Consider the following 22,239-nt stretch of genomic DNA (forward strand, 5'->3'; position numbering starts at 1 on the left):
ATTTATATTTGATATATCAAATACTTTTAAAAAAATGAAACAGAAAACCCCAACCGGAACCGTGCTTTATTCTATCGAACAGGCAATAAAGGAATACAGGAAAGTTTGCCAGAAAAATATCCAGAAAATTGTCAATGATATTACAGTTGACCAGTGTCTGGTATTAATTATCTTAAACGATAATGAAAAGATTTCTCAAATAGAAATTGCCAAATTGATATTCAAAGACAATGCTTCGATTACAAGAATCATTGAATTGATGGTTAAAAAAGATTATCTGACAAGAGAAATTGATGAATTTGATAAAAGAAAAACGAAGCTTATAATAACCGAAAAGGGCAAAAAAACGGTTGTTTTACTATCGCCTGTTTTTGAACTTAACAGGGAAACGGCTCTTGACGGAATTTCGGCTGAAGAAATCGAATTACTGGATAAAATTCTACATAAAATAATTTCAAATTGTAAAACTTCATAAAATGAAATACCTTTTAAATTTACTATTGCTATCGATATCAATAGGTTCCTATTCCCAACAAAATCAAACGGCAAAAGATTTTAATCTTACCGAAATCAATCAAAAACAAATTATAGATTCTTTATCAAAGGAACTTGAAGAGTTTTATATACGACCTAACTCGATTGCGGCTATAACTAAAAAACTGAATGAGAATTACAAGAAAGGAAGCTATAAAAACATCTCAAAGCCTAATGAATTTGCTTCAAAACTGAGTGCAGATCTTGTCGATGTCAGTAAAGATTTGCATTTTAGTGTGACGTATAATCCTGAATGGACAGCGACTAAAAAAAATAATAGTATAGAATCGCAGAAAAAGCTTAAAGCGGAAGAATTAGCAGCGGCTAAAAAAAGGAATTTTGGTTTTCAGCAAGCACGAATTCTGGAGGGGAACGTTGGCTATTTAGAATTCGATTATTTTGAAGATCCTGCAATAGCAAGCGAAAAGGCTGCCAGTGTTATGCAATTTTTAAATAATACTGATGCTCTGATTATAGATTTGCGTAAAAATAACGGTGGAGCTATGGAAATGGGACAATTTTTAAGCAGTTATTTTTATTCAAATAAGGAATTACCGCTTTATAAATATTATTATTACGAGAAAAACAGAAAAAAAATCGACAGGGAAATGTGGTTATTGCCCTCTGTTCCGGGGAAACGCATGGAGGATATTGATATTTATATTCTAACAAGTGAAATTACTTTTTCGGCTGCTGAATGGATGAGTTATTCTCTTCAAAACTTGAAACGTGTTACGATTGTGGGCGAAAAAACGGCTGGCGGTGCGCATCCGGTTGATCGAAAGGTTTTGCCAAATGGTTTTTTTGTAACTATACCTGTTGGAGAGGTGAAAGATCCTATTACCAATACGGATTTTGAAGGAAAAGGGGTTATTCCCGATGTTTTATGCAAAAGCGAAGAAGCTGTAAATAAATCTCATATACTGGCATTGCAAAAGCTTTCGGCAAAAAATAAGGATTCATTAAATAATCTTGATTGGTTTATTCCGATTATCAAAAACAGACAAAAAGCGGCGCATATTGAAACTTCTGTTTTAAAATCTTATGAAGGTAAATTCGGAAAATCTGAACTGAAATACGAAAATGATAATTTGTATTATAAATGGAATAATATTGCCAGTTTTTTACTTACTCCGATAGATCAGGATTTGTTTCTGTTAAACGGAATTGATGATTTTCGTATAAAAGTTATTTCGGATAAAAACGGAGTAACGGAAATTAAGAGGATATATCAGAATGGACAGGAGAAGATTTATAAGAAGGGGTAGAGAGTGAAGGAGCAAGAGTATAGATTATAGAGTATAGATTATAGAGGAAATAAGCAAGAAGCAAGATTATAGAGGAAAGAAGCAAGAAGCAAGATTATAGAGGAAAGAAGCAAGAAGCGAGAGTATAGAGGAAAGAAGAAAGAATGTTGTAGTTATAAAAAATCCCAAATCTAGTATTAGATTTGGGATTTGCATTATTACAATTTGTTTTTAAAACTGTTGGATGCAATTTATTTCTATGTTTTGAAATGTTTTACAACCAACGTGATTTTACTGTTTACTTATAGAAATCGCTTTTCCAGTTCCTTTTACTTTGATAAAATAAATTCCTGACGGATGTTCTGAAATGCTGATTAAGTTTCCGGATCCTTGTTTTACCTGAGTTCCTAAAGGGGAATAAACAGTCCATTCCAGTTCTTTTGATAAATGGAATAATCCGGTTGACGGATTTGGAAATACTGTGATTTTATTCGGTTCTTCATTTGGATTTTCAATACCAAGATTGCAATTATGAACCATAAAAGGAGAATTGTTTTTAATGTTATTTCCTATGGTATTACTCACAGTTAATGAAACGGTTTTTGTTCCTTCAGTACCATAAATTACGGTGTGAGGACCAGCTCCTGTTGCTGTTGCAGGTTGCGCGCCTTCGCCAAAACTCCAAACATAATTATCAACGGTTCCTATAGAAACTGAGGTAAATGTCACGGGAGTGTTCAAGCATCCCATTGGTGTATTTACTTCATAATCAGCAATTGGTGCTGCTGTACTTCCTGTTAATACAAATTCCATTTTATTGATGTTGATATCTGCTTCTTCAAAATACAAAGTGATTACGTGAGCGCCCTGAGTTAAAGCAATATTTTGAATTGCAGTCGTTTGCCACGCTTGAAAACCTCCTGTATTAGGTATATTAATTGTTCCGGTTACATTTACGCCATCTACTTCAAGGCGCAATTTTCGGTTCGTATAAGGAGATGAAGTTCTGAAATTTATCGTATAATTTCCGGCTGTATTTACTTTTGCGGTGTATTTAAGCCACTCATCTTTAGCAACGTAGGAAAGATTAAATCCTCCTTCGTTACAAACTTCGGTTCCTACGCGATCTCCGGGTCTGTATGGTACATCGCCTCCGCCATTGGTATCAAAATAAGCAGTTGGTCCCACATCATAATTCTCAGCTTCTATAATGCCGGGAATTTGTGCTACAGCTCCTAAATATGGAGCATTACCAAGTGTGATTGCAGTATAAACAGCAGTATAAGTGATTGTTCCCGTTGCCGGAGCTTTAAAGTTTTGGTTTGCCGCTCCGCCGTGAACCCAATGATCAAAATCATATCTGATATTGCCAACATATTGCGGAGTTGGCGCATTCAATGTTTGTACAGTTGCATTAGCTACCACTTGTTTTGTTGCTGGTGCCGTAACTGGTTTCTGATTGAATTCTAAAGCTAATAAAGCAGGAGTACTGGTTACGGTAACATCGACTAAATTAGGTTTAATGTCAACAAAAGCTGTTCCTGTTAAACCATTAGTATCGGTTACTTTTACAGTAAATCGATACCAGACGTTCGGTGTTTTTTCACCTTGATTAGAGGCAGTAAAGTCTCCTGATTTTACACCTTGCGGACTTCCGCCTGGATGCGAATGTCCCGCTCCGGGAATGTCTTCATGAAAAAGGTCTATATTCCATGAATACGCACTTGCGGGTAATATTCCGTCTTCGACATCTGTTGCAGTTGCTTCAAAGTGAACCACATCGTCAGCATTCCATTTTAAAGATGTCAATGGCGAAACTATGGTAACTACAGGCGTGTTATTAAAAGGAGTTACCGTTAAAGTTGCAGGATTACTGGTTGCATTTCCGGCAGTATTGGTTACAATTACTCTGTAAGCGCCTGCATTTCCTGTGGTAACGTTTGGAATTGTATAATTGACTGCGGTTGCTCCGGGAATATTTACATTGTTAAATTGCCATTGGTAGGTAAGTCCCACGCCACTTGCCGAAACGGTGAAAGTGACAGGCGTAGTTTGCATTATGGTTTGAGAAACAGGATGATTTACTATAGTTGGCGCGGCAGTTGCAATGTAATCTAGTTTGATTAAAGCACCGTTATTTCCATAGGCACAATAATAAATATAACCATCATTCCCTAACATCATTCCTAGTGCTTGTTGTTGTGGCGCCGTATAAAATTCGGTTGATTCCGGATCAGCAATATTGGGGTCGAATGAACGAATTGCATTTCTGACAAAATCCTTAATAATGAATTTTCCCTGCAAATCAGGATAACGGGATGTTACAGGATTGTAGAGTAAACCATTTGTTAAAGCGTTTCCGATACTTCCGGTTTGGTATGTAAAAATTGGGTTGGTAAAAATATCAGTTTCAGTTTGTTTTCCGTCACCACCTTGCGGATGTCCCCAAGCATAATTGCGAATTGTTGGGTTACTGATTTCATTGATTTCTTCCCACGAAGTTCCAACATCCAAAACAAATAATTTATTGGCTACGGGATTGGCAACAAGTCTCCACGGATTTCTGAAACCATAAACCCAGATACTTTGTCTTTGTACAGAACCGGTTCCATAAAACGGATTTCCTGGTGCGGGTTGTCCTTCCTCAGTAATTCTTAGGATTTTTCCTTTATAAGTGTCAAGATCCTGAGCGTTGGTGTTTTGCTGGCTGTCTCCAACCGTTACATAAAGATATCCCTTAAAGAATTTTAAATCTCCACCATTATGAAAACCCTGTCCGATAGGCTCTAACAGTAAAATTTCCTGTCGGCTCACAACCTGATTTGCATTGTCGATTTTTATTCTTTCAATTCGGTGACGGATTACGCCATCGTTAATAGAATAAAAGACATAGATATAACCGTTTGTGGCAAAATCAGGATGTAAAGTAAGTCCAAGTAAGCCTTGTTCATTGTCTGTAACGGTTGCCACTGTAAAAACGGTCGAAACGATATCGTTTTGAAATACCTTTACAATTCCGCCTCTTTCAGCAATAAATATTCGTCCGTCTGCTGATTGTTCTAACGCAAGTCCTTCCTTAATTACTGCATTAGGAGCAAGGGTTTCTGTAATGTACTGACAATTTGCCTGTGATGAGAGCAATAGAAAAAAGACATACAAAATACGCCTGAAATGTTGCTTTTGGAAAAGGGTAAGTAGATTTTTTTTCATAATTATTCAGATTGAATTTATAATTTGGGTAACCAAATTTAAACTTTTTCTTCCTAATTATTTAATTTCCAATGATTTCTTTGCGATGTAATGTTCCCCAGTCTTTTAATGCCATAATTACACCATTTAAAGATTTACTGTGTTCTGTAGAGGCGTATTCGACTGTTGGCGGGAATGTATCATACACAGTACGGGTTACAAGCTTGTTTATTTCCAGATCTTTAAGTTCTTTCGACAGCATTTTATCGGTTATGCCGTTGATGTCTTTCGAAATTTGTTTGAATCGTTTTGGTCGGTTTGATAAAGCGATTAATATTGGTATTTTCCATCTTCCGCTTAAAACTTCTAATGCATCTCTTACGGGTCATAATGAAGCCAGGCATTCTTCTGGTTCACAGACTAATTCTTTTAAATTATCGATTTTTGTTTCCATATAAATAATGTTACTATCCTCAAGGAAAGCGCTATCCTCCAGGATAGTACTATAAAAGAGATAGCAAATGTAGATAAGTTTGTATCATAAACAAAATAATAATAAATATGAGCAAAAAGATTCTGAATATAGTAACAAGCATTAAAGGCGATGCTTCTTTTAGTAATAAATTATCGAATGCAATTCTGGAAAAATTGGAAGCAGAATATAACGAAACCCAGGTTAAAACGCTTGATCTTTCTAAAACGCCTCTGCCTTACTTGAGTGAATTGGATATTAGTGCTTTTTACACTCCGGAAGAAAATCGTACAGAAGCCCACAAAGAAACTTTAAGACCATCTGATCTTGCAACAACTGAACTTTTAGAAGCTGATATTATTGTCATTGGTGTTCCGCTTTATAATTTTGGAATCCCAGCGGTATTAAAAGGCTGGATCGATCAGGTTGCGCGTGCAGGTAAAACTTTTAGTTATGATGAAAATGGACCAAAAGGATTATTGACAGATAAAAAAGTGTTTTTGTCTATTGCTTCAGGCGCTATTTTTTCTGATGGACCTTATAAAAGTTATGACTTCTCAGAGCCTTATTTGCGAACGGTTTTAGGATTTTTAGGGATTACCGATATTACTACTTTTCGTGTAGAAGGAACTGCAATTCCTGACTTTGCTGAAAATGCTTTGCCTAAAGCTTTAAACGCAGTAGAAGAATTTGCTTTTTAAACTGAAGATAAAATTACGATTGTTGGACATTTTCGTAATTGTATAAACCCGACAGGTTTTTACAACCTGTCGGGTTTGTCGTATAAACATTTTTCGTAAATTAAATAACACCCCGATGGGGTTCTGTTCTATAAATTTCTAATTTTCTATAAATATGTTGTCCCGCTGGGACTGAAAAAACAATTTGTATCAAACTTAGTAATCTTTATTAAATTTTTTGAACTTTGACAAAGATAATTTTGACATTATTACTTCTCAATAATCATGGTAACTCCTTGTCCTCCGGCGGCACAAATGGAGATAAAACCTCTTCCTGAACCTTTTTCGTTTAGTAATTTTGCCATAACGCCAATGATTCTTCCTCCGGTTGCGGCAAAAGGATGCGCGGCTGCAAGAGAACTTCCTTTTACATTTAATTTATTTCTGTCAATTGCACCCAGAGTTTTCTTTAAACCTAATTGTGCGCTGAGTTCCGGGCTTTCCCAAATTTTTAAAGTAGCCAAAACTTGTGCTGCAAAAGCTTCGTGGATTTCGTAATAATCAAAATCCTGCAAAGTCAGTCCAGCTTTGTCAAGCATTCTGCTGGCGGCAAATAAAGGCGCTAACAAAAGATTTTGTTGATTTTTGACATATTCAATAGCCGCAATTTCAGCGAAAGTAATGTAAGCCAAAATTGGAAGATTATTTTCTTTAGCCCATTCCTCACTTGCTAAAAGTATACAAGAAGCACCATCTGTTAATGGAGTTGAATTTCCTGCGGTAAGCGTGCCGTTTACTTTATCAAAAGCAGGATTTAATTTTGCCAGTTTTTCAATAGTGCTGTCTTTCCTCAGATTATTGTCTTTGTCTAATCCGTTAAACGGAGTAATCATATCATCAAAAAAACCTTCATCATACGCTTTTGCCATATTAAGATGGCTTTTTAGCGCTAAATTGTCCTGATCCTCACGGGATATCTGGTAATGTTTTGCAGTAATTTCGGTATGACCGCCCATAGAAAGTCCGGTTTGTGATTCTTCGTTTTTTGGAACTAACGGCGATAAATCCTTCGGACGAAGTTGTAGAAACAGTTTTATTTTTTCGCCTACTGATTTTGCTTTTCGGGCATTCAGTAAAATTTTTCTCAGTTTTTCACTCACTGCAATTGGCATATCGCTGATAGAATCAACTCCTCCGGCAATTCCGGAATCTATTTGTCCAAGCGCAATTTTGTTGGCAATATATATGGCACTTTCAATTCCCGTATCGCATGCTTGTTGTAAATCACAGGCTGGAGTTGCGGGATCGAGAGCGGTTTTCATTACACATTCTCTAATCAAATTATTATCATAAGTATGTTTGATTACGGCACCTCCGGCAACTTCACCAAGTAGTTTTCCTTGCAAATTGTATTTATCAATAAGTCCGTTAAGTGCAGCGGTCATCATTTGTTGATTTCCAACTTCGGCGTAGGCCGTATTAGCCCTTGCAAACGGAATCCTGTTATAACCAACGATTGCAACTTTTCTAACTGTAGAAGTGGTATTCATATATTTTAAGATTAGTTTTTGTTCGAAAGATTAAAGGTAAGTAGATTTTTTTTGCCACAGATTTGAAAGATTAAAAAGATTAATTTTTTTAAACTGGGATTTTTTGCCACCAGTAGCTATCGGGATAAATGATAAAAAAATATTTACTCCTTGCCATGCAGATTAATTTTTAACACATAGTCCCGATAGCGGGACTTAGATTTTATATTCTTAAAAGGCGTTTCACTTATTTAAAATGCACATAGCTGTGTGAAAGAACTGTTTTTAATCATTTTAATCTGTGGCGATATAAAAGAAATTTTTTGCCACAAATGTCACATATTAAAAAGATTAAACATTTGAATTATTAATCTTTAGAAGAATGAAACTGCATTATAATTTGTTTTTATTTAGAATGATTAAAAATAATTTGGAAAACAGACTTTTAGCTATTACTTTTGCCACCGAAATCAAAACCAATTAAAATGAATAACATGACAATAAAAAAAGTTTTATTTTTTCTTGTGTTTCTAAGCTCATTGCCCATGATGAGTCAGGAACTGGGAAAAGTGACTGGGAAAGTTTCGCTAAGCGGAAACGCGCCGGCAGAAAATGTATCTGTAGTGCTAAGAGGAACAAAATATACTGCGGTTACGAATGAAAAAGGACAGTATGAAATTAAAAATGTAAAACCGGCAAGTTATACTATTAGTATTCATTCAGTTGGGATTCATCCAATCGAAGACCAAATTATCGTTAACGCAAAACAAACTACAACTAAAAACTTCATGCTTGCTGAAAGTCAGGAAGATCTTGATGAAGTAGTAATTACAAAAAACAAGTACAAGCAAGATAAGCCTTCATTATCATTGCGTCTTCAGACTCCCGTACTTGAAATTCCTCAAAACATTCAGATTGTTAATGGTCAGACTTTAAAAGACCAGCAAATTACAAGTATGAGTGATGGGGTTATCAGAAACGTGAGTGGTGCTGTACGTTCAGAGCATTGGGGAGATTTATATACAAATATTAAAATGCGTGGTTCTCAAGTTCAGGCTTTTCGTAATGGTTTTAACGTGGTTTCTTCTTTTTGGGGACCTTTAACCGAAGATATGAGCTTTGTAGATCATATCGAATTTGTAAAAGGACCTGCTGGATTTATGCTTTCAAGCGGTGATCCAAGTGGACTTTATAACGTGGTGACTAAAAACCAACCGGAATTACTAAAGGTGAAGCTACTGTAATGGCGGGAAGTTATGATTTTTACAGAGCAAGTATTGATCTTGACGGAAAACTGGATAAAAAAGGTAAATTATTATATCGTTTTAATGCAGCTGCACAAAACAAAGGTTCTCACAGAGCATTTGAACACAATGACCGTTATGTAATTGCCCCGGTTATTACTTATCAGGTTGATGATAAAACAAAAATTACTGCGGAATATAATTTCCAGTATGCCAATATGACTGAGGTAGGTTCTTATTATGTATTTGGTCCTGCATCTGAGGGATATGCAACTTTACCGGTTGGGTTTACAATGACGCAGCCAGGATTGCCGGATACTAATATACAGGATCATAGCGGTTATCTTATGTTTGAACATAAATTTGATGATAACTGGAAACTGACAGCACAAACTTCTTATTTTAAATATCTTCAACAAGGGTATAGCTCATGGCCAAGTGCTGTAGGTTCAGACGATAATGCTCTTGGAAAGGGAAATATTATTAGAGATGTTGGTATCTGGGATGCAGAAAGTAATATGTACTTAGGTCAGATATTTGTAAACGGAAAGTTCACCACAGGAGCAATTACACATAAGATATTAGGAGGAGTTGATTTAGGAAGCAAAGATTATATGGCAGATTGGGGACAATCTCATGATCTGGATACTCCCGAAAATCCATTTAATGTTTACAATCCTAATTATGGAACACCATCTAACGGTTTCCCCGCTTTTGATCATACAACGCCGCTTTCAATTAGAGCTGGTGGTAAAATGAATTCAGAATATGCTGCTGCATATATTCAGGATGAACTTGGTTTTTTTGAAAATAAATTAAGATTAACTCTTGCTGCGAGATATACCTGGATTAGTCAGTCAAGTTTTGGTGAAACACAGGAAGATAGTCACATTACACCTCGTGTAGGACTTAGCTACTCCGTGACTGAAAGTTTAGCTGTTTACGGATTATATGATCAGGCTTTTACACCACAATCAGGTATTGTTTTAGATGGCGAAGTAAAACCATTAACGGGTAATAATATTGAATTTGGTATAAAAAAAGATTGGTTTGACGGTTCTTGGAGTACAAGTTTATCTGCTTACAATATCTTAAAGAAAAACGAACTTACTTCTGACCCAATGAATACACCAGGTCAACAATATAGTGTTGTTCTTGGAGAAAAAAGAGCACAGGGTGTTGAATTTGACTTAAGAGGAAAAATCTTTGATGGTCTTAATTTAATTGCTAATTATGCTTTTACAGAATCTACTGTACTTGAGTCTAATGTTACAACTATTAAGGAAGGTTCTATTGTTCCCGGATATGCAAAACATACGGCAAATGCCTGGTTAAATTATACAATTCAGGGCGGAAAATTGAAAGGATTAGGAGCTTCGATTGGAGGAACTTTCCTTGATGGACGTCAAACAGATAGCTGGAGTGTAGGACTTGAAAAATTACCAAGTTATTTTAAATTGGATGGAGGATTATCATATGAAACTTCTAAATTTAAAGTTACTGCAAACGTATTTAATATTCTTGATAAATATCTTTACAGCGGTTCTTATTACGAATGGCTTTCTGCTTACTACTGGCAAACAGAAGCACCAAGAAACTTTAGAGTTGGTGTAACATACAAATTCTAAATTTTTTTGCTCACGGATTTTACAGATTTAAACGGGTTTACACTGGTTTAATTATTGTAGTAATTTGTAAAAAATATAAAAAAAGCATCCGTCGTTATGGCGGATGCTTTTTTGTTTTGAAGATATGTAAGAATATGTTTTGCCCACGGATTTTAGACAGATAAAACGGGTTTTCGCTGATTTTTGTTCTTAAAACCTGTTAATCTTGATGATTATCGTGAGCGACAAAAAAAATAAAGATCAGTAAAAGTCCGCTTAATCAGTTGATTAAAAAAAAATCCGTGCAAACCAGTTTAATCCGTACCATCCGTGGGCAAAAAAACTATCCTTTATGAATTAATGGAATAACTTTAGAACCTATAAGTTCAATAGCATTCATCAATTGTGTGTGTGTTAAACCTGCATTATCCATTTGGAAAGTAAACCTTGAGATTCCGCCAAGGGATTCACTGTGACGTAAAATTTTCTCTGCAATACGTTCTGGATCACCAACAACTAATACACCTTCATCATCAATAAGCATATCAAATTTGTCTTTAGTTACAGGAGGCCAACCGCGTTCTCTTCCTAGTTTCGTCCAGAGTTCAGCATAACCCGGATAATATTCTGATATGGCTTTTTCTGTCGTACTTCCCACAAAACCTGGTGAATGTAAACCAACTTTTAGTTCTTCGGGTTTATAACCGGCGGCTTTTCCGGCTTCACGATACAAATCAACCAAAGGTTTAAAACGATGTGTTTGTCCGCCAATAACAGCGACCATTAAAGGCAATCCCATAGATCCGGCTCTCACAAAAGATTCCGGAGTTCCGCCAACGCCTAACCAAATGGGCATTTTTTCCTGTACTGCTCTTGGATAAACGGGAAGATTATTCAAAGCCGGTCGAAATTTCCCCGACCATGTTACAAATTCATTATCCCTGATTTGAAGTAATAATTCTAATTTCTCCTTAAAAAGCGCATCATAATCATTTAGATTATATCCGAAAAGAGGATAAGCTTCGATTGCAGATCCACGTCCTGCGACGATTTCGGCCCTTCCTTTCGAAATTAAATCAAGCGTTGCAAAACTTTGATACAATCTTACGGGATCAACGGCACTTAAAACCGAAACGGCACTTGCTAGCCTGATACGTTTTGTTCGGGCAGCGGCAGCGCTTAATATTACGGCTGTAGCCGAATCTAAAAACTCCTTTTTATGATGTTCTCCAATTCCAAAAACATCAAGACCAGCCTGATCTGCAAGTTCGATTCTTTGCAATAATTGTTCCATCGCATCAACACTACTCAAAGTATTGTTGTCCCCGTACATTGCCGAAGCAAAACTGTCAATTCCTATTTCCATTTTTTTTTTTTAGCTTTAGGCTTTAGGCGATAAGCTTTAAGCTTTTTCGCGTTTAGCAATTGTTGTTATTTAGCTTTAGAGGTTTTATGCGCAAGCTTTGAAAGCCTAGTGCCTAAAGCTTATAGCTTAAAGCATCTTTCAATGTGAGAATCCAAAGGAAACACTGATCAAAATAATGATAATAACGATCAATGTAATCACCACATACAGATAATCCTTCTCTAATAAAAAAGAAAATAACGAAAGTAAAACACGTAAAACCGGCGTTAGAAATAATAAAATAATCCCAACAAATATCAATGATTCTCCATTTCCCAAAATGGCTCCATTATAGATTGCCGAAATTACTTCGAATATATTACGGTCATTTTCATGAAATACAGAGTAATTTTCAATATCAGTACTATGTGCCATTAAATAGACAATTCCGCCAATAAAAGCGACTGATAATGAAATCCAGACGCCGTATCGCAATAAATTCCCTATGATGGTTTGAAAATCTTTTTCTCCAAATTTTTCCTTTTGCATAACCTTAGATTTTTCCATTAAGTCCGTTGTATATCATATTTACTGCAAGCACAAAAATCAGGCACGCAAAAAAGATTCTTAGTTTTTTAGGGTTGGTTTTAACCAATACTTTTGCTCCCGCCATTGCGCCAAACAAAACACCAATTACAACAGGCATGCAAATTCCGGGTTCAATATATCCTTTTTGAATATAAATCACAGAACTCGCCATTGCTGTAACTCCCATCATAAAATTACTGGTTGTGGTAGATACCTTAAACGGAATTCTCATAATATTGTCCATTGCAATTACTTTAAAAGCACCGGAACCAATTCCTAATAAACCGGACATCATTCCCGCAATTCCCATCATGCTAAAACCGCCAATAACATTTTTAGTTCCGTAGCTGATAACTTCTCCATCGTGTGAAGGATAAGTTCCTGCTAATCGAAGTTTTTTAGCTAAAGGGCTTGATTCTAAAACAATATGTTCTTCTTTTTTGCGAAGTGAATTGATAGCCGAGAAAATCAAGGTAAGTCCAAATAATACAGCAATGAATGAAGTAGGAGCGATTGTAGAAAGTAAAGCTCCGCAAACTGCTCCGATTGTGGTGGCAATTTCGAGAAAAATTCCCAGTCGCATATTCGTGATTCCTTCCCTGACATACGCCGCAGCTGAACCTGAAGAAGTGGCGATTACAGAAACCAATGCCGCACCAATTGCATAATGAATATCAACGCCAAGAATGACTGTTAAAAGGGGAATTATAATGATTCCGCCACCCAAGCCTGATAATGAACCAATAAAACCTGCTAAAAAAGCACCAAGAATCATAATCAGGGTAAATGTAAGTACTGTCATTCGGATAAATTTTGTTGATGCTAATTTACGAATACATATTTATTCTGAGAGGATTTACGAGCTTAAATAAACCTTAAAAATGTGAACGCATAAATTAAAATTGAAATAAAATTTTTAAAACTAAAGAGTTATGAGGTTTTTCTGTTTTAGATAATGGAACTTTTTAAATAGAAATTACCTTAAGTTAATTTGGCAACTATTATTTAGGATCAAATTTGCACTATAAAATTTAAACAAATTAAAAATGATAAATGAATTAAAAGTTGGAGATAAAATACCTCATTTTACGCTACAAGACCAAAACGGAAATAATTTCAACAGCGCAACTGATACGCTTGGAATCACCACAGTAATTTATTTTTATCCAAAAGATGAAAGCGGTGTTTGTACTAAAGAAGCCTGTGCTTTTCGTGACAGTTATCAGGATTTTACCGATGCCGGAATTCAAGTTCTGGGAATTAATGGCGCCGGTATAGAAAGTCATAAAACTTTTGCCGAAAAAAACAGATTGCCTTTTAAACTATTAAGTGATCCGGGAAATAAAGTGATTAAGCAATTTGGAGTTAAGAAAGCGTTGTTTTTAACAGGCAGAGAAACTTTTGTTTTAAATGATAAAGGAATTGTAATCTACAAATTTAGAGATTTCTTTAAAGGAGCCGCTCATGCAAAAGAAGTATTGGAGTTTTTAAAAACAAAGTAATAGTTAATTCGCTACTTTTAAGCCCGGTTCATTTGAGCTGGGCTTACCTGTTTTTATATGAGTGATAAAAAGGAATTATTTGATTTTCTGCACGATTTTTCGAATCTTTCAGAGGTAGATTTTGACAAAGGGAATCAATATTGGTACACGAGAACTATTAAAAAAGGAGAATTTTTTAATATGCAGAATTTTGTGTGCTCCGATCTTGGCTTTATCCGAAAAGGAATTTTCAGAATTTATTATTATGATGAAAAAGCGATGGAAGACAGAAATATGTTTTTCTTCTCTGAAGGGAAATTTATTGTTTCCTTTGCCAGTTTTGTTTACCAATATCCTTGCGCTTATTATGTTGAAGCTATGGAAGATGCCGAATTATATGCTATAAAATACAAAGATCTTCAGAATTTGTATAACGTCAATAACGGATGGGCAAATACAGGAAGACTTTTAGCCGAATTGTTTTTTATCTACGCTCAATCCAGAATGGAAGAGCTCCTTTTTAATAATGTGGAACAACGTTATACAAAATTACAAAAAGAACAACCCGAAATTCTGAATCGAATTGCCTTATTTCATATTGCGTCTTATCTTGGGATTACAAGTCAATCGTTAAGCAGGATTAGGAAGAGATTGGGGTGATTATATATATTGTGGTTACTTTGCGTTCAATGGATTAATCCCGATAACTATCGGGACTAGCTACAAAATAAATCATTCCTTCGTAATTTTATCAGGAGTTCCGGAGAAAAAGAACATATTGTGGGGATGGATTTTATTCCATTCTTTGTTAGTTGGGATTTTATTGTAAATAATTTTCGCGCAGTTTCTTTTCCCAATTTTTATTACGTCCGCTCTGTCATTCTGAGGAACGAAGAATCTCCGTTAGTAACCGTTACAATTGGTGTACGCTATCTTTGCGGAGTTTCTTGCGGAGATTCTTCGTTCCTCAGAAAGACAATATTGTGGTTACTTTGCGTTCAATGGATTAATTCATTCTAGATATAGATTATAATTAAAAAAGCCCCATTACAAAATAATGAAGCTTTTTATAAAATAGTCTAAAACTTTAAGGATTTAAAATCTATTATTTCATTTTTCCCACAGTATCTGTTTTTATAGCAGCTGAATCTGGTACTACAGTTGCTGTATCTACTGAAGTGCTTACAGTATCAACTGTTGTTTCGGTAGAATCAACATAAGTATTCTCTGCAGGGATTGTGTCATTTTTCTTGCATGAAAATGATAATCCAATTAAAACAAAAAGAAATGCCACTTTTGATTTGAATGATGTTTTCATAATTTATTTATTTCGTTAATAATTAATTATTTCAAATTTAAATAGTTAGCATTTTAATTCTTTACATGATTCTTGATTGAGTTTATAAAATACTCATTATTAATATCTTAAAATGATTTGCGCAGTTATTTTTGAAAATAGAAATTTCTTATGAAAATTAAATACCTAGCCCTGACAGTAGTCTACCGTCTGGACACAAATATTATTAATCAATTTTGAACACGAATTTCACGAATTTGCACAAATTTTAATAGGTTAATTTAGTTTGTGAAATTAATTCCACAAACTAAATTAGTGTCAATTATTGAATTCGTGTTTGTTTTGTACTTGTGTCCAGACGGTAGGATAGTAGTGGTATCCTTTTTCTGGCTTTTTAGCAAGGAAAAGATACAAGCGTCCCGAAGCTTCGGGAGCAGGAATAGCTACAAATTATTAAAATGAAAACTATTTATTGTCAAGCGCAAAGGAAGTTTTACCAATGGAAGAAAGCAATAAAGCGGCTGCAGCACTTGTTAAAACCGAATAGTCAAAAGGTGCTTTTATTGAAATTGAAATCGCCATGCTAATTGCAAAAAGCAACATTAATGCTGAGGTTCCTAAAGCTGCATATCTCGTTTTGAAGCCGAGAATTAACGAAATACCAAATGCAATCTCGAAAAATGTTGCCAATGCGCCTAATATTCCCGCTACAGATTTACTTGCAAATGAGTTCAAGGTCTGTGTGTAGGCGATGAAATTTTCCCAATTTCCCCATGCAACTCCAGGAGATCCCGGCGCTCCCCAAAACCCGAAGCGATCTGCAACGGCGGATAACATTGTGATTCCAAGTACAACTCTTAAAATTAAACCAGCTTGTGGTATTGATATGTTTTTCATCTTTCTAATTTTTACGTAAATATAAAGAGATGTTTGGCAACTTTGTATATCAATTTCGGGTTAAAAATTGCTTTTACGATGCATTAAAACCGTCTTCTTTATCCTTAAAAGCCCATGATGCCATTGCTTCAATAACGGGCATCAAACCATTTCCGGCATTACTAAGTCTGTAAGTTACAAAAGGCGGAACAACTGGTTTTGCTTCTCTAATAACAAGATTATCTGCTTCGAGCTGCTTTAAATGCTGGATTAACATTTTTTCTGTTATTGCCGGAATAGCTCTTTTTAATTCGCTGTAGCGTTTACTGCCGCCAGAAAGATGGTAGATAATAATGGGTTTCCAATATCCGCCAATTTTTTCCATTACATAAGTAACAGGACATTTTTCTAAGGCATATTGCTTGTTTTCCTGAATTGTCGATGATTCTTTAATTGCTGTCATTTGTGCATACTTTAGGGTAAGTACTTGTATATAAGTAAGTACAAATATACCTTTGTTTGAGATAATAAAAAATAATTTAGATATGAAAATTACAATTTCAGGTTCATTAGGAAACATTGGAAAACCTTTAACCACAAAACTTGTTGCTTCAGGACATGACGTAACGGTGATTACAAGTAATAATGACAGAGTAGAAGCTATTGAAGCTTTAGGCGCAAAAGCAGCCGTAGGTTCAGTTGGCGATGCTGCTTTTTTGAAAAATGCATTTACAAATGCTGATGCCGTTTTTGCAATGACACCGCCAAATATGGGAGGATCAAATGTTATTGACAATACTACAGAAGCAGGAAAAGCATTTGCAGCTGCAATAAAAGAAGCAGGAGTGAAGCGCGCCGTAATGCTGAGCAGTATTGGTGCAGATTTATCTGGCGGAAATGGACCAATTGCGGGACTTTACAACATCGAAAAAATATATGAAACTTTAGAAAACGTTTCATTAACTTTTTTGCGTGCAGGATTTTTCTTTACTAATCTGTACAATGATGTTCCAATGATAAAAGGCGCGGGAATTATTGGATCTAATTACTCTGCTGCAACTACAATTCCGTTTGTACATCCTGTGGATATTGCCGATGCTGTTGCTGAGGAATTACAAAAAACTCCTTCAGGAAAAGACATTCGTTATATTATAAGCGATGTTCGTACATCAAGTGATGTTGCAAAGGTTTTAGGTCTGGCTATTGATAAACCGGAATTACCGTGGATTGAATTTACTGATGAACAAGCTCTTGGCGGAATGAAAGAAGCGGGTTTGCCAATTGAAATAGCCGAATTATATGCCGAAATGGGTTCAGGTTTAAGAAGCGGGAAAATTCAGGAGCATTTTTTAAACAGTAAAACCGCTGTTGACGGAAAAATTAAATTAGAAGATTTTGCGAAAGAATTTGCTGCGAAGTTTTAAGTAACAAAAGTTCAATTAAAGGCATGGTCCCAATAGCTATCGGGACATAGATTTTAAATTTAAAAAGAACGCAAAAACAAATATATTTCTTTCACAGAGCTAGCTTTGTGTATCTTAAAAGCCGATTGTATAGTTTGTACAATCGGCTTTTTTTGTTTTAAAAACCAAATTGATAAATTTATACAGATATACAATCAAGTTATACCATTTCTAAAATTGAATCTGCTATTATCTTTGTAATAGAATTACAACTTAAAAATTATACATATGAAAGCTATAGGATTTAAAACATCATTGTCAATAACTGAAAAAGAGAGTTTTACAGCATTTTAAACTACAAAGCCAGTTCCTGGTTCACGCGATTTACTGGTAAAAATAAGTGCGGTTTCGGTTAATCCGGTTGATTATAAAATACGTCAGAATAGCGCAAAAGATACCGTTTTAGAAACACCAAAAATCATTGGTTGGGACGCTGTTGGTATTGTGGAAGCTGTTGGATCTGATGTGAGTTTATTTAAAATTGGCGACGAAGTTTATTATGCCGGAGATATCACCAAACCAGGAAGCAACGCCGAATATCAGATTATCGACGAACGAATTGTGGGCAGAAAACCAAAATCACTTAGTATTGAAGAAGCCGCAGTAATGCCTTTGACGGGTTTAACGGCTTGGGAAATATTATTTGACCGTATCAGAATCAATCCTGAAAAAGACAAAGGCAAATCGATTTTAATCATTGGCGGTGCTGGCGGAGTGGGTTCCATCGCGATTCAACTGGCTAAAAAAATAGCAGGTTTAACCGTTATTGCAACAGCGTCGCGTCAGGAAACTATCGATTGGTGTAAACAACAAGGTGCTGATTTTGTGGTGGATCACCAGGATTTAATCGCTTCTGTTCATGAAGCGGGATTTAAAAACGTTGATTTTATCGTAGACTTTGTTGATACTAATTTATATTGGGATGCAATGGTGGAACTGATTAAGCCACAAGGACATATTGCCTCGATTACAGGAAGTAGTGATCCTGTTGCATTAAACAAATTGAAGAATAAAAGTGTATCATTTTCATGGGAATTAATGTACACACGTTCGATGTTTGAAACCGATGATATGCAGGAACAACATAATATACTGAACAAAATTGCTGATTTATTAGATGAAGGGATATTAAAATCAACGCTGAATGAAACGCTTATTGGCTTAAATGTAGAAAATTTCAAAAAGGCACACGAATTACTGGAATCAGGTAAAACTATTGGTAAAATTGCTATTAAGTTTTAAATTTATAAAATATTTATAAAACAAAACAGGCTGTCATTTTATGACAGCCTGTTTGCAATAAAGTAGATTCTGGTTATTTTAAGGATTTTGATGTGTAATTATTTAAGGGTAATTGCCATATTTGGTGTTATAATATCCCCAGTAGCTCCAGAGAATCGCTGTGCAAATATTTCGATATAATCGTTATTTGATAATTCCACAGTTCCGTTTAACGGAAGAACGACAATATCATTTACTGCGCCTCCTCGTCCATAAATTTTGTATTGTGTTAAAGGAGTACCGTTTTTAGCAATATAAATAATATAAATTGCTACTCCGGGAACCTGAAAGGAAATGGATCCTGCAAGCTGAAAAATTCTCTTCTTTTTACCCATATATCGTAATCTGTTATTATTGTTTGGAGATAAATCTGTAGAAAATCTAAATAAATTATAAGATGTTGAATTTCCCAGCACTTTTACTGTATTACTAGGGTTTGCTGTATTGAAGCTAGTTGGTGCTCCTGAACCAACGGTGTAATCCATAGAGAAATCTCCTACAGCATTTGCATCAGATTCAGTTGGGATTCCTGCAGATCTCACATTCCAGCTATTGGTAAAATTATATCCTGTAAAAGTTCCTGTACCTGTGTATGGTTTTACATATCCTGTTGTATTACTTCCTGTAAATACAACTGATTCTAAAACAGCATCCCCGGTTATAGTTGGATTTGCAGATACATCAAATCCTATTGCTGAGGCCTCAACCTGACTAAAACCTCCCTGTTTTTGTACAAGGGTAAAAGTTCCTGTCAGCTTTTCATAAGTTCCCAGATTATTACTAAACCAAGCCGTATTACTAAGCAGTAATTGTGTAATATTATTATAGGTTATCCCGTTTGCATTTCCTGAAAAGTTCACGATACTTAAAAATGCCAATCCAAAACCTGAAACTGTACCTACTGTATTAGAGCCGGCAACAACACTATCCCTGAAAATTAAATTTTGTGTTGCAGCCCCGTTCAGGTTAAATACCAATCCGTTTGGGACTATTAGGGTTACACCTCTGATACTTCCTCCTGTTGCTCCTTCGAAAAGATTACCTGTTGGTCTTACAATTACATCTTCATTTGCATCTTGTCCCTGTACATAAGCATTATTTAAATCAATAGGGAAATTAAACGTTACCGTACCATTGATTTCATACAAAGTGTTTGAGGTTAACAAATATTTAGATCCTCCGCCATTCGCAAGTTCAGTGGCTAATACAGTCGCTAGATTATCTGTAGATTTTATACGTTTAAAATTGATTCGTCCGGGTACTCCACTAATAATAGGAACCCATGCCGAAGTTCCTGTAGAATAATAATAAAATACTTTTAAATCGGTATCATATACCGTTAAACCATCTGCGGGAGTTAGTATTGCATTACGCTGAAGAGTGGTCATTCTTGGCGTTAGCATTCCTTTTGTGGTAGAAGTAATGTCTAAAATTGAAGTTGCATTGGGAGTTGTTGTTCCAATACCTATTTGTGCGTTTCCTGCTAAAGTTAAAAGGAAGAAAAACAGCAGCAATAATGTCTTATGATTTTGAAGAGTAGGTTTGTTGATCATAATTTTAATATTAAATGATTAATTTTTTTTTAGTTATTTACCTGAATTTGAGATGACAACCTTGTCAGTGAATCTTTCATTATCAATTGTTAGGAACTCTGCAATGTAAATTCCGTTGCTTAGTCCGCTGGTGGAGAAAGTGTAGTTTTCATCTGTTCCCAAATCCTTTTTAGATAATACCGTTTTACCTAAAACATCATATAACTTGAATGATTTTAAGGATAAATTGTTAGGATTTGAAGCTATAAGTTTACTATTGGTATTATCCTGAGTGATAAAGAATTTTTTAAAGGTTTCACTTCCCGTTCCAAGTGACGTTTCGCTTTTAAACGTAATTTTAAATCGGTCATTATATATTCCCGGTGCTACGGCAACTTCATAAGTACCATTTTTAATATCATGATACGAGTTATCAAGCGCGTCATATAAGTAAATATTCTGCGAGTTATCAAAATTTATTACTTCCGGAATATAAAATTTAAAAGTAGTAGCCGTCGTCACTTTTGCGTTAAGCGCAATTTTTTTGGTATCATCAAAATTGATTCCCTGAATGACATAACTCGCATCTTGTAACCAGAAAGTGATATCGTTTGGCAATGCATCATCCATATTTAAAGCATCAATGCCTAAATCAATTCCATCCGTTGCCTGAGGTACAAAAGCCAGTGCTATTTGCCTTGTAAATTCATTATTGATGATCGTATTTAATTTAAAATGCGAAACTTCTTCAATGACTTCTCCGGTAACTTCGTCTTTTTTAGCCGTTTTTTCGGCAGGAACATGTTTTTCAAATTTAGATCCGCTAGTGCCTTCTTTCACAAATACTCTATGACTATTTTTGAATGTTGCTGTTCCGTTAGCATTTGCATTAATTACAAAACCTTGACCAATAGGTGAATATCTTCTGTCTATTACAAGTCCTGAAGATGTTCCGGTTGTGTTTAATGAACCATCTGCTTTATAAGAATTAAAAGTTGCCGGTATATATAAGCCTGAAGAAACCAAATCTACAGGTGCATAAGATCCATAACCCCCTTTGTACGAAACAAGAGTGTGAGAGTTTACGGTTTTGTCCTGTTCCCAAAAATAAGCGATACCATTTGTTGCTAAATTAGAACCATCTAATAAAAATGCATTTAAATGTAAAGCTGAGGGATATGGATTTCCGGTTAACGTGGCATTGTTTAGGCCAAGAGCAATCGTGATATTACCATCATTTGGTTTTCCTATAAAATCATATCGCTGAGTGCCTCCGGAATTATTGGTAACGCCGGTTCCTTCAGGATCTGTGGCATCGGTTCCGCTTGTGCCTTTCATAGAAAAGCCCTGACCGGCTGCTAATGTTTGAGCACCTCCAACAAATACCCATTGCGAATAGTTATTGGCATTCACTAATTTATAAATCCATTTTGCAGCTATTGCCAGCGGATTCGAGGTTCCGTTAGAGTTAGTGACGGGCAAAATTGTTGCAGCCGTTGAAGCCGTTGAAGTGGTAGGTCTGCCTAACATTGTAATTCCAAAGTTCTCATTGCCAATAGTGGCAGAAGCATTGCCTACGGGAGAACACCAGTAATTATAATCAAAATTGTCTGATGTTCCTTCCTGATACACAGATAATACGCCTGCGCCGGTATTGGTAGATGTGCTTGTTGTACCTTGTAATAATTGCGCATTGTTTCGCAAATATAAATTGGAGCTTGCTGCTAAATTTATTTCCTGCGTCACAAATAATACTTCATTTTTTACATACATATTTGCTGTTGCCCCAAAATAAATTTGCGAGATACATTTTGTGGTGGCAAATATTAAAATAAGTAAAGTTATTTTTTTCATAACTTATGTTTTTAGTGTTT

18 protein-coding genes and 2 pseudogenes are annotated in these 22,239 nt (G+C 35.4%); 9 read left to right on the top strand and 11 right to left on the bottom strand.

Features of this window, described 5'->3' with window-relative positions; translation table 11 throughout:
• Positions 1-34 precede the first annotated feature (34 nt).
• Both KHA90_RS14000 and KHA90_RS14005 read left to right on the top strand, forming a co-directional pair.
• Positions 35-475: a MarR family winged helix-turn-helix transcriptional regulator gene (locus KHA90_RS14000; RefSeq protein ID WP_213301296.1), complete on the top strand. Its 441-nt coding sequence runs from the start codon at positions 35-37 to the stop codon at positions 473-475.
• A 1-nt stretch (position 476) separates the two neighbouring features.
• Positions 477-1,802, top strand: a complete 1,326-nt coding sequence (locus KHA90_RS14005) for a S41 family peptidase (RefSeq protein WP_213301299.1) — start codon at positions 477-479, stop codon at positions 1,800-1,802.
• Positions 1,803-2,072: 270 nt separating this feature from the next.
• Here KHA90_RS14005 and KHA90_RS14010 read toward each other — a convergent pair whose 3' ends face one another.
• Positions 2,073-4,991, bottom strand: a complete 2,919-nt coding sequence (locus tag KHA90_RS14010; protein WP_213301304.1) for a PQQ-dependent sugar dehydrogenase — start codon at positions 4,989-4,991, stop codon at positions 2,073-2,075.
• A gap of 61 nt (positions 4,992-5,052) precedes the next feature.
• Positions 5,053-5,322, bottom strand: a pseudogene (locus tag KHA90_RS14015) (winged helix-turn-helix transcriptional regulator); the annotation flags it as partial.
• 209 nt (positions 5,323-5,531) lie between these two features.
• Between KHA90_RS14015 and KHA90_RS14020 the strand changes: the two are divergent.
• On the top strand, positions 5,532-6,143 hold the full coding sequence (locus KHA90_RS14020) for an FMN-dependent NADH-azoreductase (RefSeq protein ID WP_213301308.1): 612 nt from the start codon (positions 5,532-5,534) through the stop codon (positions 6,141-6,143).
• Between the two features lie 248 nt (positions 6,144-6,391).
• Here the strand turns inward: KHA90_RS14020 and KHA90_RS14025 are convergent, their stop codons facing one another.
• Positions 6,392-7,672 (bottom strand): acetyl-CoA C-acetyltransferase, encoded by a 1,281-nt coding sequence (locus KHA90_RS14025; protein ID WP_213301311.1) that lies wholly within the window; start codon positions 7,670-7,672, stop codon positions 6,392-6,394.
• 473 nt (positions 7,673-8,145) lie between these two features.
• Between KHA90_RS14025 and KHA90_RS25400 the strand changes: the two genes are divergently transcribed.
• A complete protein-coding gene (locus tag KHA90_RS25400) occupies positions 8,146-8,895 on the top strand; it encodes a carboxypeptidase-like regulatory domain-containing protein (protein ID WP_244860348.1) in 750 nt (249 codons plus the stop codon).
• Positions 8,895-10,523: a TonB-dependent siderophore receptor gene (locus KHA90_RS14030; protein WP_244860351.1), complete on the top strand. Its 1,629-nt coding sequence runs from the start codon at positions 8,895-8,897 to the stop codon at positions 10,521-10,523. The genes KHA90_RS25400 and KHA90_RS14030 overlap by 1 nt, the downstream gene beginning before the upstream one ends.
• 322 nt (positions 10,524-10,845) lie before the next feature.
• Here KHA90_RS14030 and KHA90_RS14035 read toward each other — a convergent pair whose 3' ends face one another.
• From KHA90_RS14035 to KHA90_RS14045, 3 genes are all read right to left on the bottom strand, one after another.
• Positions 10,846-11,868 carry an LLM class flavin-dependent oxidoreductase gene (locus KHA90_RS14035; protein WP_213301314.1) on the bottom strand — a complete coding sequence of 341 codons (1,023 nt, stop codon included), beginning with the start codon at positions 11,866-11,868 and terminating at the stop codon, positions 10,846-10,848.
• Positions 11,869-12,006: 138 nt separating this feature from the next.
• Positions 12,007-12,396, bottom strand: a complete 390-nt coding sequence (locus KHA90_RS14040; protein WP_244860353.1) for a DUF1634 domain-containing protein — start codon at positions 12,394-12,396, stop codon at positions 12,007-12,009.
• A gap of 4 nt (positions 12,397-12,400) precedes the next feature.
• Positions 12,401-13,237, bottom strand: a complete 837-nt coding sequence (locus tag KHA90_RS14045; protein WP_213301320.1) for a sulfite exporter TauE/SafE family protein — start codon at positions 13,235-13,237, stop codon at positions 12,401-12,403.
• Between the two features lie 244 nt (positions 13,238-13,481).
• On the opposite strand from KHA90_RS14045, the gene KHA90_RS14050 reads away from it, so the two are divergent.
• Entirely contained in the window at positions 13,482-13,937 is a 456-nt protein-coding gene (locus KHA90_RS14050) for a peroxiredoxin (RefSeq protein WP_213301323.1), read from the top strand.
• 57 nt (positions 13,938-13,994) lie between these two features.
• Entirely contained in the window at positions 13,995-14,576 is a 582-nt protein-coding gene (locus KHA90_RS14055) for a Crp/Fnr family transcriptional regulator (protein WP_213301326.1), read from the top strand.
• 445 nt (positions 14,577-15,021) lie between these two features.
• Here KHA90_RS14055 and KHA90_RS14060 read toward each other — a convergent pair whose 3' ends face one another.
• The 3 genes from KHA90_RS14060 to KHA90_RS14070 form a co-directional block, all read right to left on the bottom strand.
• Positions 15,022-15,234: a hypothetical protein gene (locus KHA90_RS14060; protein ID WP_213301329.1), complete on the bottom strand. Its 213-nt coding sequence runs from the start codon at positions 15,232-15,234 to the stop codon at positions 15,022-15,024.
• Between the two features lie 444 nt (positions 15,235-15,678).
• Positions 15,679-16,110: a DoxX family protein gene (locus KHA90_RS14065; RefSeq protein ID WP_213301333.1), complete on the bottom strand. Its 432-nt coding sequence runs from the start codon at positions 16,108-16,110 to the stop codon at positions 15,679-15,681.
• Between the two features lie 73 nt (positions 16,111-16,183).
• Positions 16,184-16,552 (bottom strand): winged helix-turn-helix transcriptional regulator, encoded by a 369-nt coding sequence (locus KHA90_RS14070; RefSeq protein WP_213301336.1) that lies wholly within the window; start codon positions 16,550-16,552, stop codon positions 16,184-16,186.
• A gap of 82 nt (positions 16,553-16,634) precedes the next feature.
• Here KHA90_RS14070 and KHA90_RS14075 point away from each other — a divergent pair, with 82 nt between their 5' ends.
• Together KHA90_RS14075 and KHA90_RS14080 are read left to right on the top strand one after the other, a co-directional pair.
• The gene (locus KHA90_RS14075) at positions 16,635-17,513 is read left to right on the top strand and encodes an NmrA family NAD(P)-binding protein (protein WP_213301339.1); all 879 of its coding nucleotides are present in this window, start codon (positions 16,635-16,637) and stop codon (positions 17,511-17,513) included.
• 267 nt (positions 17,514-17,780) lie between these two features.
• Positions 17,781-18,794: pseudogene (locus KHA90_RS14080) on the top strand (zinc-binding alcohol dehydrogenase family protein).
• Positions 18,795-18,892: 98 nt separating this feature from the next.
• Here KHA90_RS14080 and KHA90_RS14085 read toward each other — a convergent pair.
• Together KHA90_RS14085 and KHA90_RS14090 are read right to left on the bottom strand one after the other, a co-directional pair.
• Positions 18,893-20,386, bottom strand: a complete 1,494-nt coding sequence (locus KHA90_RS14085; protein WP_213301341.1) for a hypothetical protein — start codon at positions 20,384-20,386, stop codon at positions 18,893-18,895.
• Positions 20,387-20,419: 33 nt separating this feature from the next.
• Complete coding sequence (locus tag KHA90_RS14090; RefSeq protein WP_244860356.1) at positions 20,420-22,219, bottom strand: T9SS type A sorting domain-containing protein; 1,800 nt, start codon at positions 22,217-22,219, stop codon at positions 20,420-20,422.
• Positions 22,220-22,239: the final 20 nt, after the last annotated feature.

Source organism: Flavobacterium psychroterrae (assembly GCF_018380615.1).
GTDB classification, from domain to species: domain Bacteria; phylum Bacteroidota; class Bacteroidia; order Flavobacteriales; family Flavobacteriaceae; genus Flavobacterium; species Flavobacterium psychroterrae.

What these genes read in the sequence shown, in the direction of transcription:
- KHA90_RS14000 (WP_213301296.1), top strand. Translation starts at nt 35, where the DNA reads ATGAAACAGAAAACCCCAACCGGAACCGTGCTTTATTCTATCGAACAG.
- KHA90_RS14005 (WP_213301299.1), top strand. Translation starts at nt 477, where the DNA reads ATGAAATACCTTTTAAATTTACTATTGCTATCGATATCAATAGGTTCC.
- KHA90_RS14010 (WP_213301304.1), bottom strand. Translation starts at nt 4,991, where the DNA reads ATGAAAAAAAATCTACTTACCCTTTTCCAAAAGCAACATTTCAGGCGT.
- KHA90_RS14020 (WP_213301308.1), top strand. Translation starts at nt 5,532, where the DNA reads ATGAGCAAAAAGATTCTGAATATAGTAACAAGCATTAAAGGCGATGCT.
- KHA90_RS14025 (WP_213301311.1), bottom strand. Translation starts at nt 7,672, where the DNA reads ATGAATACCACTTCTACAGTTAGAAAAGTTGCAATCGTTGGTTATAAC.
- KHA90_RS25400 (WP_244860348.1), top strand. Translation starts at nt 8,146, where the DNA reads ATGACAATAAAAAAAGTTTTATTTTTTCTTGTGTTTCTAAGCTCATTG.
- KHA90_RS14030 (WP_244860351.1), top strand. Translation starts at nt 8,895, where the DNA reads ATGGCGGGAAGTTATGATTTTTACAGAGCAAGTATTGATCTTGACGGA.
- KHA90_RS14035 (WP_213301314.1), bottom strand. Translation starts at nt 11,868, where the DNA reads ATGGAAATAGGAATTGACAGTTTTGCTTCGGCAATGTACGGGGACAAC.
- KHA90_RS14040 (WP_244860353.1), bottom strand. Translation starts at nt 12,396, where the DNA reads ATGCAAAAGGAAAAATTTGGAGAAAAAGATTTTCAAACCATCATAGGG.
- KHA90_RS14045 (WP_213301320.1), bottom strand. Translation starts at nt 13,237, where the DNA reads ATGACAGTACTTACATTTACCCTGATTATGATTCTTGGTGCTTTTTTA.
- KHA90_RS14050 (WP_213301323.1), top strand. Translation starts at nt 13,482, where the DNA reads ATGATAAATGAATTAAAAGTTGGAGATAAAATACCTCATTTTACGCTA.
- KHA90_RS14055 (WP_213301326.1), top strand. Translation starts at nt 13,995, where the DNA reads ATGAGTGATAAAAAGGAATTATTTGATTTTCTGCACGATTTTTCGAAT.
- KHA90_RS14060 (WP_213301329.1), bottom strand. Translation starts at nt 15,234, where the DNA reads ATGAAAACATCATTCAAATCAAAAGTGGCATTTCTTTTTGTTTTAATT.
- KHA90_RS14065 (WP_213301333.1), bottom strand. Translation starts at nt 16,110, where the DNA reads ATGAAAAACATATCAATACCACAAGCTGGTTTAATTTTAAGAGTTGTA.
- KHA90_RS14070 (WP_213301336.1), bottom strand. Translation starts at nt 16,552, where the DNA reads ATGACAGCAATTAAAGAATCATCGACAATTCAGGAAAACAAGCAATAT.
- KHA90_RS14075 (WP_213301339.1), top strand. Translation starts at nt 16,635, where the DNA reads ATGAAAATTACAATTTCAGGTTCATTAGGAAACATTGGAAAACCTTTA.
- KHA90_RS14085 (WP_213301341.1), bottom strand. Translation starts at nt 20,386, where the DNA reads ATGATCAACAAACCTACTCTTCAAAATCATAAGACATTATTGCTGCTG.
- KHA90_RS14090 (WP_244860356.1), bottom strand. Translation starts at nt 22,219, where the DNA reads ATGAAAAAAATAACTTTACTTATTTTAATATTTGCCACCACAAAATGT.